The organism is Acinetobacter sp. ANC 3781, from assembly GCF_004331285.1.
Taxonomy (GTDB): Bacteria; Pseudomonadota; Gammaproteobacteria; order Pseudomonadales; family Moraxellaceae; genus Acinetobacter.
Genome location: NZ_SJOH01000014.1, coordinates 17,577 through 34,493 on the forward strand (window position 1 = coordinate 17,577; position 16,917 = coordinate 34,493).

The window sequence follows — 16,917 nt, forward strand, 5'->3', positions numbered from 1 at the left end:
GGATATTTATATGGCGATTCAAATCGAAAAAATTCACCACGTGGCTTACCGCTGTAAAGATGCCAAAGAAACCGTGGAATGGTACAAAAAGAACCTCAATATGGACTTCATTTTAGCCTTTGCTGAAGACTATGTCCCTTCAACCAAAGCCTTTGACCCCTACATGCATTTATTTTTAGATGCCGGTAATGGCAACGTTTTGGCCTTCTTTGAATTGCCGACCCAACCGGAAATGGGCCGTGATGAAAACACGCCAAAATGGGTACAGCACATTGCATTAAAAGTAAAAGACCGTGCAGCACTGCTTGAGGCAAAAGAACATCTAGAAGCCAATGGCAACAATGTATTGGGCATCACCAATCACGGTATTTTCCATTCAATCTACTTCTTCGATCCAAATGGTCACCGTCTGGAGTTGGCGTATGACGATGAAAAAGCACCGGCAAAAATCGCCATGATCACGGAAGAAATGAAATATGACATGCTGGAACAGTGGAGCCGAAATAAACGTGCACCCCATCACACCCATTTCTTGCATGCAGATGAACTGGACGAAGCCACTGCTCTTGCAAAAGTGGATGCCTAATCATTGATCTAAAAAACTAGGCGATTGATCTAAAAAATCAGGGGGAAGATTGAGTCATGAATAAAGTCGTTGCCAGTGCACAAGAAGCATTAGCCGGTATTGTCGCAGATCACCAAACTTTAGCCGTGGGCGGTTTTGGGTTATGCGGTATTCCTGAAGCATTGATTGATGCATTAAAACAAACCGGAGTGAAAGGTTTAACCTGTATTTCCAACAATGCTGGCGTGGATGATTTTGGTTTGGGCAAATTATTGCAAACCAAACAAATCAAAAAAATGATTTCATCCTATGTCGGTGAAAACAAGGAATTTGAACGTCAATATTTAAATGGTGAACTTGAAGTCGAACTCACTCCCCAAGGTACCCTGGCTGAAAAATTACGTTCTGGCGGTGCAGGCATTCCCGCATTCTTCACTCAAACTGGTGTTGGTACATCAATTGCTGAAGGTAAAGAAAGTCGTTTTTTTAATGGCAAAGAATACATCTTGGAAAACACCCTGACTGCTGACGTGGCTTTGGTGAAAGCCTATAAAGCAGACAAGGCCGGCAATTTGGTATTCCGTAAAACTGCACGCAACTTCAATCCTGAATGTGCTGTTGCAGGTAAGTTCACTGTGGTTGAGGTTGAACAGCTGGTTGAAATTGGCGAGATCGATCCTGATGATATCCATCTGCCAGGTATTTACGTCAACCGTATCGTCGTCAATGCAACGCCTGAAAAGCGCATTGAACAAATGGCTTTAAAAGTGGAGGCTTAAATCATGGCTTGGACACGCAATGAAATGGCACAGCGCGCTGCGCTTGAGCTTGAAGATGGCTTCTACGTAAATTTAGGGATTGGCTTGCCGACTCTGGTTGCCAACTATATTCCTGAAGGCATCAATGTCTGGTTACAGTCAGAAAATGGCTTATTGGGCATTGATGAATTTCCCACAGCGGAAACAGTCGATGCCGACCTGATTAATGCCGGTAAACAAACGGTAACGGCTCGCCCCGGCGCAGCATTTTTTTCGAGTTCAGAATCCTTTGCCATGATCCGGGGCGGTCATGTCAATATCGCGATTTTAGGCGCGATGGAAGTATCAGAAACGGGTGATCTGGCCAACTGGATGATTCCGGGTAAAAAAGTCAAAGGTATGGGCGGTGCCATGGATCTGGTTGCTGGGGTACAAAAAGTAGTGGTGCTGATGGAACAGAATGCCAAAGACGGCAGCCCGAAAATCGTCAATCAGTGTACCCTGCCTTTAACCGGAAAAGGTGTGGTCAACCGGGTGATTAGCGATTTAGGCGTGATGGATATTACGGCTGATGGCATCAAACTGATTGAACTGGCAACAGATGTCACGCTTGAACAGATTCAGGCAGCCACAGGTGTGGAACTGATCACCACTGAATTAAATGCAGCTTAATATTTAAAAATAGTCAGGTGAAAATTAGAGCAGCTTCGGCTGCTTTTATGTATTTGAATACTCAATAATTCATTAAAATACACGTCGTAGGAAAGTAATTAAAATTCCAATTGAGCTACGACCATAAAACTATACGCATGAACGTGATTAGGGAATAAACTTTGATCACTTCTTTTTTATAGACCTTGAAAGAGCAAAAAAATATGTCACAACAAGATTTTGAAAATGGCTTAAAAGTTCGTACCGAAGTCATGGGCGAATCTTTCGTAAAACGTGCGCAAGACAATACTGTGCCCTTTACTCAACCCTTGCAGGACTGGATAAATGAACATGCCTGGGGCTCAACCTGGCAACGTGAAGGCGTATTGCCACGCAAGTACCGCTCACTCATTACCATTGCATTTTTAACTGCACAAAAAAGCCCAACTGAGCTTAAGGGTCATGTCCGTGGTGCACTCAATAACGGGGCGACGGTAGAAGAAATTCAGGAAGTATTGCTTCACAGCTTGCCCTACTGTGGCGCGCCCGCAACCCAAGAAGCCTTTCGTGCCGCACTTGAAGTCATTAATGAATATCAAAACCCTGAATAATTTATTTTAATTTTTATGGCGATAGCTTGAGTATCTTAGGATTTAAAATGCTTAGGCTATTTTATTTTTTATTGAATGAAGTAAGATGACCGCTTAGATATTGGATTTTACTTATTCTGTAGTTGCCCTTGATTTAACTGCACAATATCTGCCTCTAAATATTCCAGTTCCTGCAGATGATGAGTCACATAAATCATCGGCAAATCCAGCTCATCTTTCATCCGTTTTAAAAACGGTAAAATCTGCTGTTTTAGTTTGCTATCCAATCCGGTTAAAGGCTCATCCAGTAACAATAAATTCGGTGAAGATAATAAGGCACGGCCAATCGCCACACGCTGTGCTTCCCCGCCTGAAAGTTGATGTGCTTTACGCTGAATCAGGGGTCGTAATTCCAGTAATTCCAGCACTTCTTCAAACTGAAATTTTCCTTCCAAGTTGGCTACTAATTTTTCTGCATAACGTAGATTCTGCTGTACATTCATGTGTGGGAACAGCAAGGCATTCTGGAAAATTAAAGCAATTTTACGTTGATGCATCGGTACATAAATGTTTTGCTCTGTGTCTACTAAAATACGCTGATTAAACTGGATGGAACCCTGCTGAGGTTGCAACAGCCCCACAATGTTTTTTAGAAATGTACTTTTACCACTTCCTGATGCCCCGACGATGCCTAATAACGTTTGCTGCATTTCTAGTTTGATCTTTAATAAAAAATCAGCCTGTTGATATTGAAAATCACATTTCAACATATCAGCCTCCTAATTTCCGTTGATACTTCTGCAAAATAAAATAATTGGCAATCAGAGCTGAAAATGCCAAAACCAAGGACAAGGCAACCAGACGCATTGCCATGTTTTCACCATCCGGCTGTTGCAGAAATGAATAAATCGCAATCGGAATGGTGCGGGTTTCATCAGGAATGTTTCCAACAAAAGTAATGGTTGCACCAAACTCGCCCAAGCTGCGGCTAAAACACAAAATACTGCCAATCACGATGCCGGGAATAGCCAGCGGCAAATTGATGCTGAAAAATACTCTCCACGGCGCTGCTCCCAGCGAACCGGCAATCTGGTCCAACTGCTGGTTCATCAGCTGAAAGGAAAGCCGAATCGGTTGCACCATCAGCGGAAATGCCACAATCATCGATGCCAAAACTGCCCCTTTCCAGTTAAAGGCCAGCTGTATGCCCAGTGTGTGCAGATATTTTCCAATAATTCCCTGATTACCAAATAACACCAGCAGCAAATAGCCCAATACGACTGGAGGCAAAACCATCGGAAGCTGTAATAGTGCTTCTACCAGAAACTTAAGCCTAAATTCATGCCGTGCTAACAGCCATGCCAAAGCAACAGCAAAAGGCAAGCAGAACAAAGTCGCAAAGCTGGCTACTTTGGCAGATAAATACAGTGCGCTCAGTTCTTCTGGACTTAACATATTTCAGCCATTTCCCCCGTGATCTGCCTAAGACTTCAGGCTAAAACCGTATTTTTTTAAAATGGCTTTGGCTTGAGCGCTTTTTTCCATAAACTGTTCAAACTGCACTGCCTCTTTATTCTTTTCCCCTTGCCTGGTCAAGGCCAGTGGATAAATGATCGGGCTATGTGAGTTTGCCGGAAAAGTACCGATGATTTTTACTTTCTGGCTGATCAAGGCATCGGTTTTATAAACAATTCCCACTTCACATTCGCCACGCTCAACAAAAGCCAAGGCCGAGCGCACATCATCCGTTCCGACAATCCGACCTTTTAAACGATCTAGCCAGTTCAGTTTAATCAGGCTCTGTTTGGCATATTTACCCGCAGGCACAGATTGCATTTGTCCTGTACATAAATGTCCTTTAAATGCCTGGGCAAAATTAAAATTGGACTGTGGCTTAAATGCAATATTTAAATTTTTTGGACTGATGGCCACCAGCTGGTTAAACAATAGAGGTCGAACCGCAGCTGCATTTACCATTTTGTTTTGCACCAGATAATTCATCCAGTCCTGATCTGCCGAGAAAAATACATCACTGCTTGCCCCGGCCTGCACCTGTTTGGCCAAAGCTGAAGATGCACCAAATACCGGTACAATTTTAGTTTGTGGATGCTGGGCTTGGTAAATCTTGGCAATATCTGTCATGGCATTGCTTAGACTTGCGGCCGCATAGACTTTGACTGTCCCGGCATGCGCTGAGGAAAATGTCATGGCGAGGCACATGGATAAAAACAGGGATTTTTTCATGTGTATTTTCCTCATCAGTGAATAAATAAACCGTGAACAATCTCACCTTCACTCAAGCTTCGCCCTGCCGGAATACGTACCAGACAATTCGCCTGCATCAAATTACTCAGCATATGCGATTGCTGTTTGGACAGACTTTTCACTTTTAAAACCGATTGATCAAAACTGGCAGACATTCTTAACAAGCGCTCTCTGGCATCCATTTTCAGATCATGGCTCAGTACTGCACTAAACCAGTCCGGTTGCTGTCTCTGCCCTTGCAAGGCATTTAATAAAGTTGAGGTGTAGATTTGCATGCCCACATACACGGCTGCAGGATTGCCAGGTAAACCCAATAGATAACAATGTGAATCATCCGCTCGTTCTAACCGTGCAAAGAACATCGGCTTGCCCGGCTTTTGTTTGACTTTCCAGAAAATTTGTTCAAAACCCAAATCTAGAGTCACGGGTCGAATAAAGTCATAGTCCCCGACCGATACACCACCGGTGGTTAAAATCAGATCATGAGTTGCCGATAATTTTTGAATGAGTGCCTGAACCGCAGCTTCAGTATCCGCCACATGGAATATTTCAACCTGCTGTGCCTGATTTTGAAACCATGCTTCAATCAACGGCCCATTGGCATCAAAAATTTTACCTGTTGCAAAGTCTTCTACACTTTCTACGACTTCATCACCCGTGATCACCACCGCAACTTTAGGGTATTGAAAAACGTTAACCGCTTGAATGCCGGCCATGCTTAAGGAGGCAATGGCACCCACGGACAGTTGCTGTCCTTTATTGGCCAGTAATTGTCCCACTGAAATTTCTTCACCGACATCGCGAATATCGGCATGGGCTTTTAGGTTTTCGGTTATTTTAATTCTGGATGCATCAATGACCTGTACAATTTCCTGCCGCGCCACCGTTGTGGTTGCAAATGGAATTTTGGCACCGGTAAAAATCCGAACCGCGTGCCCTGTCTTAAGCTGCAATTCAGAAGAATGCCCTGCCTGAATTTCACCGATCAGTTCAAATTCGGTATGTGGTTCAATTGCAGATTCTGCATAAATTGCATAACCATCTACCGCACTTTGTGAAAATAAGGGAAGATTGATATTCGAGTAAAAATCTTCAGCTAAATAGCGATTTAAAGCTTTATTGAGCTTAAGTCTTTCAGTCGCTAAAACTTTGGTGTGCTGCAAGATTAAATCCAGCGCCTGATCTACCGTAATCAGGCCATGTTCAGCGCCGCATCCTGACATTATTCATACCCCCCTGAATGCGGAATATTTTTTTGCACATCAAATAAATGCACCAATGCCGGCAGTACGGCAATTAAAGATTCTTTGGCGCCTTGACGACTGCCCGGCAAGGTCATCACCAAACTGTTATCGATATAACCTGCCACACCGCGACTTAAAGCCGCATATGGAGTACGTTTTTGCCCAAAACTGCGTGAAGCTTCCATCAGTCCGGGAATTTCACGTTTCAATAAAGGCTGAATGGTTTCCACGGTTAAATCTTTCGGGCCCAACCCTGTACCGCCTACGGTTAGAATGAGCGGATAGTTATTTTTTTGCTGTTCGATTAAAGCCAGTAACTGTTCAGGACTGTCTGGAATCACCTGATATGAAATATTGCTAAAATTGGCTTCCTGCAAAATTTCCAGAACATTTTGACCTGCTGTATCTGATTTTTTACCTGAAGCTACCGTATCTGACAGCACAATAATGGATGCCGATAAGGTTTCTTTAAGCACTCGGGTAAAATGTGATTTTCCACCCTTTTTCTTTTGTAATTTAACCTGATCCAGACATAAATCTTCAGGCTCACAATGCGGTTTCAGCATGTCATATAAGGTTAAACCGGTAAGGCTAACTGCAGTTAAGGCTTCCATTTCCACGCCCGTAGGACCAATGGTTTCCACAGTGGCAATAATTTCTACGTGCGCATCAAATAGTTCATATTCAATGTCGGCGCGGTAGATGGGCAATGGATGACACAATGGAATCAGCTCATCAGTACGTTTTGCCGCCAAAATACCCGCAATACGTGCCGTCTTTAGCGCATCGCCTTTTTCAGTATTGCCGTTACGGAGCAATTCAATACAATGTGGCGGTGCATGCAGAATCCCTGTTGCCACTGCAGTGCGATAACTCTCTGCTTTCATCCCGACATTTTTCATTGCATGTTCCTTTGATTCATTTTTGCTATACAGCTATTTTTTAATTTAAAGCGGCCATTGGTAGATTTGTGGATTGGTGTCTTTGGCATGATGACAATATTGATGTTGGTCATGTTCAGCCTTCACAGGATGGTCATGAGTATGTCCCTCTTTGACCTCATCCTTCCGGATACAGCAGCCTTCAACATACTGACTTGTACCATCCATATAAAATTCTTCTTTCCAGACTGGAACTTCATGCTTGACCCGTTCTACCGCTTCTTCACAGGCGGCAAACGCTTCACGGCGATGGGCTGCATAGGCAATCGCGATAATGGCTTTTTCACCAATATCCAAAGCCCCGACCCGGTGAATCACCCGCACATAGGACACGCCATATTTGGCTTGAATTTCCTGCTCAATCTGGCGAATCATTTTTTCTGCCACTGGTACATAGGCGGTATATTTCAGCGCTTTAACCACTTTTCCTTCATGGTGATTGCGTACCGTGCCGACAAAAATACCAATACCACCACATTCTGGAAAAATTTGAATCTGATCAAAACTCTCTAGGCTTAAGGCTGTATCCTGAATCCGTGAAAATTGTTTCAATGCCTCCATTTCAGCCTCCTGCCACGGGTGAAAGCAACACCAAGGTACTGTCCGAATTCAGCTTACTTTGACGTGAAATAATGTCCTCACCGATGGCACAGGCACATCGTTCAATCATGGCAAAAGCGGCAGGACATTCTTGTGTAACTTGATCCAAAACATCGGAGACAGTGCTATTTGCACTGCAAACAATTTCCAGGTTTTGCGGCAACTGTCGTTCTACCGCACCGAAGGCTTCAATTTTGATTTTGATCTGTGGCATCTTAACCTCCAAGCATGTGCATGCTGATTTTGCGACTGTTTTGATTAATACTTTGATTTTTTAAACGTTGTTCAATCGCATGAAAGCCCTGTTCTTTGTTCCAGATATAATTGGATAAAGCGCTATGTAAGCTCACCTCACTCGAAGGTGCAGATGAAGCGAGTGCCTTAATTTCAGCCTTAAGATTTAATCCCTTTGGAGCAAACAGGCAGTTATAGAACTCGCCTTGCGCGGTTAAACGTACCCGATCACAGCTTCCACAGAATGAATGGGTAATAGTCGAGATGATTCCGATCGGATGAGCATCAATAAAATATTGCCGTGCCGGGTCTGAACTTGATTGAGCTGAATCATTGGCTTGGCTGGTCACTGTAAATTCAGTGGCTAGAGTGTTTAAAATTTGCTGTTCACTGACCACATGTTCGCTCGACCATTTCCGGTCACCATCCAGCGGCATGAACTCGATAAAGCGTAAGTGGACTTTTTCCTGAACCGACCAGCGTGCCAAAGGCAAAATTTGATTGTCATTGATGCCGTTCATTAATACGCTATTGATTTTAATTGGTAATCCAGCGGCTTGAGCGGCACGAATTCCGTCGAGTACCGGTGCCAACTCTTTTTGAGTGAGCTGTTTAAATTGATCAGCATCCAGACTGTCCAGACTGATATTCAGATCATCCAGACCTGCCTGTTTCAAGGAATCTGCATATTGCTTGAGATAATGTGCATTCGTAGTCATGGAAATGCGTTTTAGCCCAAGCTTTTTTAATTCTTGCAGTTGTGCAACAAAATGCACCACGCCCTGACGCATTAACGGTTCCCCACCGGTGATTCGAATAGATTCAATACCGCGAAGCACCATAAAATCACAAAACTGGTAGAGTTCTTCAAAACTGAGCAGGTCGTGTTTTTTCATCCATTCCGGATGTTCAGGCATGCAATAGACACACTTAAAATTACAGCGATCGGTCACTGAAATCCGCAGTTTGCGCTTGCCACGACCAAACTGATCGACAAATTGCGCTTCGGTTTTAAGCTCTGTCATCATATTCATGTTGAACATCCATCTTCAGGCATTTTGTGGTGACTGCACACCTATTGTGCGCAAATATTGAATCGCCCAATCTTGTGATGATTAGATTTGCAATAAGTGTTCCAACTTTGTGCCAAAAGGCGAAGTATTTAGATTTAACGAAAAATATTCAGTTTTAATGCAGAAATTTGAGTTGTTGATGCTGTTGCAGCTCATCCATTGAATTAATACTGTGAAAAAATAGTGCGTGATTTTTAAAACGTGCCACTTGTGCGTGCAAACCGGAAAAACAATGCTTTAAACTGCGCTGTTTTTGTTCAAGATGGATCATCAAAGTGGCTAAGCTGCTGCGTTTAACCAGGCAAAATGGATACAGTGCTTCACCGTTTATTTCCACATAGGCGACTTCCGCCAGGCTATTTTTGGCTAAAGCCTGATGCAATTTTAAAATCACCTTTGGAGGAATGTAGGTCACATCACAGGGGACAAACAGCACATGGTCTGCCTGTACATGTGACCAGGCACTTTTTATTCCCATGAGTGGTCCTAGAAAGCCAGCTTCATCATCCTGATAGCAATGAATGCTCGGAATCATTTTTTGATAGATCGAATCATCACGATGACTATTGATCCAAACTTGTGCAACATGTGATTTAAGCTGTTGATGAATCTTGATCAGTTGAATCTGATCATCAAATTTCTGCAAGAGTTTATTGATACCATTCATGCGTCGCGCTTGTCCACCGGCTAAAATGACCAGATCAGTCTCAGGATAAACTGCTTTTTTCATGACTTGCTTCATTCAACTGCCTCCGTTTGACAGGCTTTGATCAAGCCACGAATTTCAGGTAGACATGAACCGCAATTACCTCCTGCTTTTAGGCATGCCGTGACTTGTTTTTCATCGGTGATATTTTGGGTTTTAATAGTTTCAATAATGCGGTTTTTACCGACCTTAAAGCAGCTACACACCAACGGACCTTCATTATTGGCCATCGACATTGCTTGTCCCGCAAGCAGCGCCTTACGGTGCATGGCACTTAAACGCTCGCGCTTAAACAGACTTGCGACCCAGTCGCGATCTGGCAAGAGTGCATAAGGCGCGATATATAAACTCGCAATCAAATGACCATCTTTCAGCACGACACTATGACTGATATGCGCCGTCTGATCTTCAATATTCAGCCATTCAAAACTTTCATCCTGAAACGGTAACAGCTCTTTTAAATGCTCGGTGGTCTGGGTGAATTTTCTGCGGTCTGCCAGTTCATAGCGCACAGCTTTGGCCGTGGTAATTTTCGTCCACCACACCGTGTTTTCGATGGAGGATTGCACAACCTTTTCAAAACCCTGACGCACATAAAACACGCCTTGCCACTGGCTATAAAATGGATGGATGATCACAGGCGTATGTTTAAATTCAGGCTCACCGGAAATGGCATCCACCACCGGATTGACCACTTTACCAATACGGGCATCGGATGCGACCTGATCGTTCCAGTGAATCGGGGCAAAAACCTGTCCACGGCGAATATCGTCACTGACCGTGGCACGTAAAACGCAGTTGCCCCACTTGGATTTGACTTCCACCAACTCCTTATCTTTGATCCCATATTTCAAGGCATCATGGGGATGGATTTCACAATACGGTTCTGCCCGATGGGTACTTAAATTGGCAGATAAACCGGTACGGCTCATGGTGTGCCATTGGTCACGGATACGCCCGGTATTTAAAACCAAAGGGAATTCTTTACAGGTTTGATTGACCGGATTCATTGCAGTAATGGCAATAAATTTGGCCTTGTGATCTGCATGGCTAAAATGCCCTTTGGCATAGATGCGTGCCACAGCACCATCGGCTTGCTGCCTAGACCAAAGCGGCCATTGCAACGGTTGCAGTTCATCATATTCATTAAAGGTTAAATCAGTTAAGCCTTTTAAATTGAAATAACGGAAGTTTGGCGTTTTCCCACGGTGTTCCAAACCTGAATTCTGCTCAGCGGAGAGTCGTGCATGTTCCAGAAAAATGTCATGGCTGTTGTTAAACTCAAAACCGCTAAAGCCCATTTTTTTAGCGACCTGACTCATCGCCCACCAGTCGGCTTTAGCCTGTTCTGGCTCTTCTAAAAATGAACGCTGTCTGGAAATACGGCGTTCAGAATTGGTGACTGTGCCATCTTTTTCTCCCCAGCCTAAAGCAGGTAAAAGTACATCGGCATATTGTGTGGTGTCGGTGTCTTGGCAAATGTCGGACACCACCACAAACTCACACTTGTCTAAAGCACGTTTCACCTGATCTGCATCCGGCAAACTTACGACTGGATTGGTGGCCATAATCCAGATGGCTTTAATTTTGCCACTTTCTACCGTATGGAATAGATCAATGGCCTTAAAGCCAGCCTGCTTGGCAATATAAGGACTTTGCCAGAAATTTTGCACCAGTTGCTGATGACTTTCATTTTCCAGTTCCAGATGTGCTGCCAGCATGTTGGCCAGTCCACCCACTTCACGTCCGCCCATGGCATTTGGCTGCCCAGTCATGGAAAATGGTGCAGCACCCAGCTTGCCAATTTTCCCCGTAAATAAATGACAGTTGGTAATACTATTGGCTTTATTCACCCCTTGGGAAGACTGGTTCACCCCCATCGAAAACAGGGTCATCACTTTTTCGGTTTGGGCAAATTTCTCATAAAAAATTTGCAGTTTTTCCAGTGAAATACCACTACGGACTGCGACCTCCTCAATAGATGATTCAGTTTGGCTATGCGCCAAAGCCTGTTCCAAACCTTGAGTATGTGCAGTAATAAAATCTTGGTCTGCATGACCATTTTGCGCCAGATATTGTAATAAGCCGTTAAATAATGCGACATCCTGCCCCGGTAAAATCGGCAAATGTAAGTCTGCTGCTTCACAGGTACTGGTAAAGCGTGGATCAATCACCACCACAAACAAATCACGTTGCTCTTTAGCTTTCATGATGCGTTGATATAGCACCGGATGGCACCAAGCGGTATTGGAACCGACCAGCACTACCATATCGGCATGCTCAAAGTCTTCATAGCTTGCCGGAACAATATCTTCACCGAAAGCACGTTTATGTGCCGCAACCGCAGATGACATACAAAGTCGTGAATTGGTGTCGATATTGGCTGTACCAAGGTAACCTTTGACGAACTTGTTCACCACATAATAGTCTTCAGTCAGCAATTGCCCAGAGACATAAAAGGCAATACTGTCACGACCATATTGATCAATACATTGCTGAAATTTTTCGGCAATTAAATCCGTTGCTGTATTCCAGTCGCTCTTTTCACGCTGTTGCTTGCGACCGAGCATAGGATGGAGAACACGGGTTTCCAAGCCAATGGTATCAGCCAGATTGCTACCTTTAATGCACAGTTTCCCGTAATTGGATGGATGATTGACATCTCCTGCAACCGAAACTTTTTGACCTAATGCCGTGTCCTGCACAGTAGCAGTTACGCCACACCCCACCCCACAATAGGGACAGGTGGTATTGGTGATTTTGCTACTTATTTCTGTGGAGCTATGCAGTTCCATCACAGGGATACTATTCATGGATGCTCCTTTTTATCGAATAAATTCACTTGAATAATTTCTTCTATTTTCCAAGCTATTTAAATCTTTAGAGTTCACGTAAGTATGTATTCTGTCGAGGTGGCATGGATGCCACCGTTTCCCATCATTACAGGACGTAATGTATGGGAAACAAAGATTTTTGTTACTTTTGATCTTTCAAAAGTAAGATCATGCCTACGCAATTACTCTTTACTTATTAGTGCAAAGTGTGGCTGTGCAAATATTTAAAATTGAACAAATACCACTCATGTAATTAACCTACTTTCTTTAATGCAAAATCTTTACCAAAGAGCAATTTATTACGAATATTACTGATTGGCGTTTGATCGGAAATCAGTTCTGCATACCATGCACCATCTTCAGTATCACCAAACAATACGGCACCAATGACTTTATCTTTTTGAATAATAATGCGTTTATAGATCTGACGTTTTTCATCATTCAAGATAATGTCTTCATAATCGTCCTGCGGTTCGCTATTTTCTAAATCAATTCGGCCTGCCGAAAATACATCACAGCCACTGACCTTGAGCTGCGTCGGAACCGTCGGTGCTTTAAAGGTTAAGCTGCCGTGTTCGGCCAGATGTGAGGCACAAATAAAGGCTTGACCCCAAAGTGGTTCAACCAGACCGAAGGTTTGATTACGGTGCTCAATACATTCACCCACCGCATAAATACTCGGGTCAAAAGTTTGCATGGTGTCATTCACCATCACACCCCGGTTACAACGTAAGCCAGCACTTTGCGCCAATGCCATATTCGGACGAATGCCCACAGCAAAAACCACCAGATCAGCATCTAAAACAGTACCATCTTTAAGTTTAATGTGTGTCACATGACCGTCTTCGCCAATCAGTTGTTCTGTATTGGCTTGAGTCATGATGTTGATGCCCTTCGCTTCAATACTTTGTCTTAACAAGCTGCTTGCACGGCTATCCAATTGACGTTCCATGATGCGGTCCATCAAATGTAAAACCGTCACATTCATGCCACGTTGTTTCAGGCCATAAGCAGCCTCTAAACCAAGCAAGCCACCACCAATCACCACGGCATTCTGTTTAGATTTGCAGTAATCAAGCATGGTGTTGACATCGTAAATGTCACGGAAACTGAGCACACCTTTTAAGTCACTACCTGGAATGGGCGGAATGAACGGCTTGGAACCTGTCGCCAGAATCAAACGATCATAATCTACAATTATGCCTTTTTCGGTATAAACCTGTTTACGAGGACGATCAATTTTTACCGCAGCATCACCGGCAATGAAGCGAATGTTTTTGTCACTATACCAGGCATACGGATGCAGCATGATGTCATCAATGGTTTTATCGCCAGACAACACAGGTGAGAGCATAATGCGGTTATAGTTGCCCCATGGTTCTTCACCGATTACGGTCACTTCATAACGTTCAGGTGCCATATCCAGCAAATCTTCCAGACAGCGCATACCCGCCAGACCATTGCCCACTAGCACCAGTTTCATCTTTTCTTGGGAAGTGCCGTTATTGGTAATATAGGTTTTTTGCGATGTAGGACTGACCCAGACTTTTCCATTTTCAATCTTGCTTGGGAAAACCAGTAGCTTTTTATCTTTATCTTCCAGACAACGCCCGGTTGCCAGACTGAAATGTTGTTTATAGATGGGAGATGCCACGACACGCTCACCTTGCAAATCGCCAATGATGCCGCGCGACATCACAAATGCCTGACTAAATGGGTCCTGGTTACTTAAAGCATAAACCCGTTTTTCATTACCGACACGGAAAATGGCAATTTGCTGATTGTCAATTAAAGCCCCCACACCGGTATTCGGGGTAATGTCATCCAGACTACAAATCTCAACCCAATCCAAGTCATTCATTTCTTTTAAAATCGTCATATTTATTCTCCTTCATTTCCATGAAAATGCTTAGGCTTCAACTACCGGAATACGCGTCACATCACGTTCAACCGCAGTTTTTGGGCGGATTTGTCCACGTTCAATAGCAAACTGAATATGTGGATCATTCTGTTTTTCAGCCTTGGCATTAATAAAGGTGATAAAGCGTTTACGTACTTCCGGATCTTCAACCGCAGTGCGCCATTCATCTTGATAAGTGCCGACCACATGATCCATACGGCGTTCTAACTCGGCAGCCAGTCCTAAAGAATCTTCAAGCACCACGGCTTTAAGATAATCCAGACCGCCTTCCAGGTTGTCGCGCCATACCGAAGTACGTTGCAGGCGATCTGCTGTTTGAATGTAGAACATGTAGAATCGGTCGATATAGCGAATTAAAGTTTGGGTATCCAGGTCAGAAGCAAGCAATTCGGCATGACGGGGTTTCATTCCGCCATTACCGCATACATACAGGTTCCAGCCTTTTTCAGTAGCAATCACCCCGACATCTTTACTTTGTGCTTCGGCACATTCACGGGTACAGCCAGAGACCGCCATTTTGAGTTTATGTGGAGAACGCAAGCCCTTGTAGCGATTTTCCAGGAAGATGGCCAAGCCCATAGAATCATCGACACCATAACGGCACCAAGTGCTACCGACACAAGATTTCACAGTACGCAATGATTTGCCATAAGCATGACCCGACTCAAATCCTGCATTGATGAGTTTTTCCCAGATTTCAGGCAGTTGATGCACTTGCGCACCAAACAGGTCAATCCGTTGTCCACCAGTGATTTTGGTATATAGACCATAGTCTTTCGCAACCTGCCCGATAGTGATTAAACCTTCCGGGGTAATTTCACCGCCTGCGATCCGGGGCACAATTGAATAGGAACCATCTTTTTGAACATTACCGAGGTAGTAATCATTACTGTCTTGCAGACCGGCATGGCTTGGTTTGAGTACAAAATCATTCCAGCAAGATGCCAAAATATTCGCCGCAGTCGGTTTACAGATATCACAGCCTAGACCGTGACCATGTTGCCCGATCAGATCATCAAAAGTTTTGATTTCATTGACCCGCACCAGGTGATACAGCTCTTGACGTGAATAGGCAAAGTGTTCACAAAGGTGATTGTTTACGGTCACCCCTTGACGTTGCAATTCAGATTTCAATACTTGAGTAACTAAAGGTGCACATCCACCACAAGCCGTTGCGGCTTTGGTACATTTTTTTAGTGCACCCAGTGAGGTTGAACCATCGGCAATAGCACTGCAAATATCGGCTTTAGACACGTTATTACATGAACAAATGGTTGCGCTGTCTGGCAGTAAATCAACACCGCTACCGCCTGTTTTTGCTGATGACTGTGCATAACCCGGCATGATCAGGCTTTCCGGATGTTCTGGTATAGCCAGGCCATTCAGCATCATTTGTAGCAGGTCGTTATATTCTTTGGCACAGCCCACCAGAACAGCACCGAGTAGCTTGGTTTTTTCCGCATTCACCACGATTTTTTTATAAATCATGGCATCTTCATCGGCATAGAAATAACTTAAGGCATTCGGCGTCATGGCATGCGCATCACCCACTGATGCTACATCAACACCCATCAGTTTCAGCTTGGTACTCATATCCGCGCCGGCAAATAAATTGCAGGCTTGATCCATAACATGTTTCGCAGCAATACGTGCCATGTCATAGCCCGGAGCCACCAAGCCATAAATTTTATTTTGCCACAGTGCACATTCACCAATGGCATAAATGTCAGCATCGGAAGTTTGGCAATAATCATTGATCACGATACCGCCACGCTCACCAAGCGCCAGACCGCTTTGACGCGCCAATTCATCACGTGGGCGAATACCGGCAGAGAACAAAACGATATCGGTTGCAAGTTCAGAACCATCGCCAAACTTCATCACATGGGTCGTATTTTCACCCGCTTCGATGCATTGTGTAGCTTTTTGGGTATGAACTTTCACCCCTAGATTTTCGATTTTTGCCCGTAAAACCTTACCGCCGAGGTCATCAATTTGCACCGCCATTAAACGGGGTGCAAATTCCACCACGTGGGTTTCCAAGTTTAAATCACGTAAGGCTTTGGCCGCTTCCAAACCGAGTAAACCGCCACCAATCACCACACCGGTTTTGGCATTTAAACTCGCGGCACGAATGGCATCCAAGTCTTCAATGGTGCGGTAAACAAAGCAGTTCTCACGCTCATTCCCTGGAATAGGAGGGACAAAAGCATATGAACCGGTTGCCAGTACCAACTTGTCATAACTAATTACATCACCATAATTGGTGGTAACCGTTTTATTTAAAGTGTCGATTGCATTGGCTTTAGTACTGAGGCATAAATCAATGCCATACGCATCGGCAAAATCGCTACGGCAAAGGGTTAAGTCTTTGGCAGATTTTCCAGTGAAATATTCGGTTAAATGTACGCGGTCATAAGCTAAACGTGGCTCTTCTGCTAGAATCGTGATTTCAACTTCGTCACCTGCATGTTCAAGAACCGATTCAATGAACTTGTGCCCTACCATACCGTGACCAATCATGACTAATTTCAT

16 protein-coding genes are annotated in these 16,917 nt (G+C 44.0%); 4 read left to right on the forward strand and 12 right to left on the reverse strand.

Features of this window, described 5'->3' with window-relative positions; genetic code table 11:
• The first annotated feature begins 10 nt into the window (after positions 1-10).
• The 4 genes from E0H89_RS11005 (at position 11) to E0H89_RS11020 (ending at position 2,585) form a co-directional block, all read left to right on the forward strand.
• A complete protein-coding gene (locus tag E0H89_RS11005) occupies positions 11-586 on the forward strand; it encodes a VOC family protein (protein WP_131217019.1) in 576 nt (191 codons plus the stop codon).
• A gap of 56 nt (positions 587-642) precedes the next feature.
• Positions 643-1,344: a CoA transferase subunit A gene (locus E0H89_RS11010; RefSeq protein WP_131217021.1), complete on the forward strand. Its 702-nt coding sequence runs from the start codon at positions 643-645 to the stop codon at positions 1,342-1,344.
• 3 nt (positions 1,345-1,347) lie between these two features.
• Positions 1,348-1,995 carry a 3-oxoacid CoA-transferase subunit B gene (locus E0H89_RS11015; RefSeq protein WP_131217023.1) on the forward strand — a complete coding sequence of 216 codons (648 nt, stop codon included), beginning with the start codon at positions 1,348-1,350 and terminating at the stop codon, positions 1,993-1,995.
• 203 nt (positions 1,996-2,198) lie between these two features.
• Positions 2,199-2,585, forward strand: coding sequence for a carboxymuconolactone decarboxylase family protein (locus tag E0H89_RS11020; RefSeq protein ID WP_131217025.1), 387 nt, complete (start codon positions 2,199-2,201; stop codon positions 2,583-2,585).
• 107 nt (positions 2,586-2,692) lie between these two features.
• Here the strand turns inward: E0H89_RS11020 and E0H89_RS11025 are convergent, their stop codons facing one another.
• The 12 genes from E0H89_RS11025 to nirB all read right to left on the reverse strand — a co-directional run bounded on the left by E0H89_RS11025 (position 2,693) and on the right by nirB (position 16,917).
• Positions 2,693-3,334 (reverse strand): ATP-binding cassette domain-containing protein, encoded by a 642-nt coding sequence (locus E0H89_RS11025; protein ID WP_131217027.1) that lies wholly within the window; start codon positions 3,332-3,334, stop codon positions 2,693-2,695.
• 1 nt (position 3,335) lies between these two features.
• The gene (gene modB, locus E0H89_RS11030) at positions 3,336-4,019 is read right to left on the reverse strand and encodes a molybdate ABC transporter permease subunit (protein ID WP_131217029.1); all 684 of its coding nucleotides are present in this window, start codon (positions 4,017-4,019) and stop codon (positions 3,336-3,338) included.
• 27 nt (positions 4,020-4,046) lie between these two features.
• On the reverse strand, positions 4,047-4,808 hold the full coding sequence (gene modA, locus E0H89_RS11035) for a molybdate ABC transporter substrate-binding protein (protein ID WP_131217031.1): 762 nt from the start codon (positions 4,806-4,808) through the stop codon (positions 4,047-4,049).
• Positions 4,809-4,822: 14 nt separating this feature from the next.
• Positions 4,823-6,052, reverse strand: a complete 1,230-nt coding sequence (locus E0H89_RS11040; protein ID WP_131217033.1) for a molybdopterin molybdotransferase MoeA — start codon at positions 6,050-6,052, stop codon at positions 4,823-4,825.
• Positions 6,052-7,008: a bifunctional molybdenum cofactor biosynthesis protein MoaC/MoaB gene (moaCB, locus tag E0H89_RS11045; protein WP_284702744.1), complete on the reverse strand. Its 957-nt coding sequence runs from the start codon at positions 7,006-7,008 to the stop codon at positions 6,052-6,054. Before moaCB ends, E0H89_RS11040 begins: the two co-directional genes overlap by 1 nt.
• Before the next feature lie 12 nt (positions 7,009-7,020).
• Positions 7,021-7,575 (reverse strand): molybdenum cofactor biosynthesis protein MoaE, encoded by a 555-nt coding sequence (locus tag E0H89_RS11050; protein ID WP_131217038.1) that lies wholly within the window; start codon positions 7,573-7,575, stop codon positions 7,021-7,023.
• 1 nt (position 7,576) lies between these two features.
• The gene (locus tag E0H89_RS11055) at positions 7,577-7,828 is read right to left on the reverse strand and encodes a MoaD/ThiS family protein (RefSeq protein ID WP_131217040.1); all 252 of its coding nucleotides are present in this window, start codon (positions 7,826-7,828) and stop codon (positions 7,577-7,579) included.
• 1 nt (position 7,829) lies between these two features.
• Positions 7,830-8,882: a GTP 3',8-cyclase MoaA gene (gene moaA, locus E0H89_RS11060; protein WP_131217043.1), complete on the reverse strand. Its 1,053-nt coding sequence runs from the start codon at positions 8,880-8,882 to the stop codon at positions 7,830-7,832.
• A gap of 154 nt (positions 8,883-9,036) precedes the next feature.
• On the reverse strand, positions 9,037-9,663 hold the full coding sequence (gene mobA / locus E0H89_RS11065) for a molybdenum cofactor guanylyltransferase (protein ID WP_131217045.1): 627 nt from the start codon (positions 9,661-9,663) through the stop codon (positions 9,037-9,039).
• Positions 9,660-12,440, reverse strand: a complete 2,781-nt coding sequence (locus E0H89_RS11070) for a nitrate reductase (protein ID WP_131217047.1) — start codon at positions 12,438-12,440, stop codon at positions 9,660-9,662. Before E0H89_RS11070 ends, mobA begins: the two co-directional genes overlap by 4 nt.
• A gap of 274 nt (positions 12,441-12,714) precedes the next feature.
• Entirely contained in the window at positions 12,715-14,340 is a 1,626-nt protein-coding gene (gene nirD / locus E0H89_RS11075; protein ID WP_131217050.1) for a nitrite reductase small subunit NirD, read from the reverse strand.
• Positions 14,341-14,370: 30 nt separating this feature from the next.
• Positions 14,371-16,917, reverse strand: coding sequence for a nitrite reductase large subunit NirB (gene nirB, locus E0H89_RS11080; RefSeq protein WP_131217052.1), 2,547 nt, complete (start codon positions 16,915-16,917; stop codon positions 14,371-14,373).

Bases quoted from the DNA above. Each gene is read 5' to 3' on its own strand.
- E0H89_RS11005 (WP_131217019.1), top strand. From the start codon at position 11: ATGGCGATTCAAATCGAAAAAATTCACCACGTGGCTTACCGCTGTAAA.
- E0H89_RS11010 (WP_131217021.1), top strand. From the start codon at position 643: ATGAATAAAGTCGTTGCCAGTGCACAAGAAGCATTAGCCGGTATTGTC.
- E0H89_RS11015 (WP_131217023.1), top strand. From the start codon at position 1,348: ATGGCTTGGACACGCAATGAAATGGCACAGCGCGCTGCGCTTGAGCTT.
- E0H89_RS11020 (WP_131217025.1), top strand. From the start codon at position 2,199: ATGTCACAACAAGATTTTGAAAATGGCTTAAAAGTTCGTACCGAAGTC.
- E0H89_RS11025 (WP_131217027.1), bottom strand. From the start codon at position 3,334: ATGTTGAAATGTGATTTTCAATATCAACAGGCTGATTTTTTATTAAAG.
- modB (WP_131217029.1), bottom strand. From the start codon at position 4,019: ATGTTAAGTCCAGAAGAACTGAGCGCACTGTATTTATCTGCCAAAGTA.
- modA (WP_131217031.1), bottom strand. From the start codon at position 4,808: ATGAAAAAATCCCTGTTTTTATCCATGTGCCTCGCCATGACATTTTCC.
- E0H89_RS11040 (WP_131217033.1), bottom strand. From the start codon at position 6,052: ATGTCAGGATGCGGCGCTGAACATGGCCTGATTACGGTAGATCAGGCG.
- E0H89_RS11050 (WP_131217038.1), bottom strand. From the start codon at position 7,575: ATGGAGGCATTGAAACAATTTTCACGGATTCAGGATACAGCCTTAAGC.
- E0H89_RS11055 (WP_131217040.1), bottom strand. From the start codon at position 7,828: ATGCCACAGATCAAAATCAAAATTGAAGCCTTCGGTGCGGTAGAACGA.
- moaA (WP_131217043.1), bottom strand. From the start codon at position 8,882: ATGAATATGATGACAGAGCTTAAAACCGAAGCGCAATTTGTCGATCAG.
- mobA (WP_131217045.1), bottom strand. From the start codon at position 9,663: ATGAAGCAAGTCATGAAAAAAGCAGTTTATCCTGAGACTGATCTGGTC.
- E0H89_RS11070 (WP_131217047.1), bottom strand. From the start codon at position 12,440: ATGAATAGTATCCCTGTGATGGAACTGCATAGCTCCACAGAAATAAGT.
- nirD (WP_131217050.1), bottom strand. From the start codon at position 14,340: ATGACGATTTTAAAAGAAATGAATGACTTGGATTGGGTTGAGATTTGT.
- nirB (WP_131217052.1), bottom strand. From the start codon at position 16,917: ATGAAATTAGTCATGATTGGTCACGGTATGGTAGGGCACAAGTTCATT.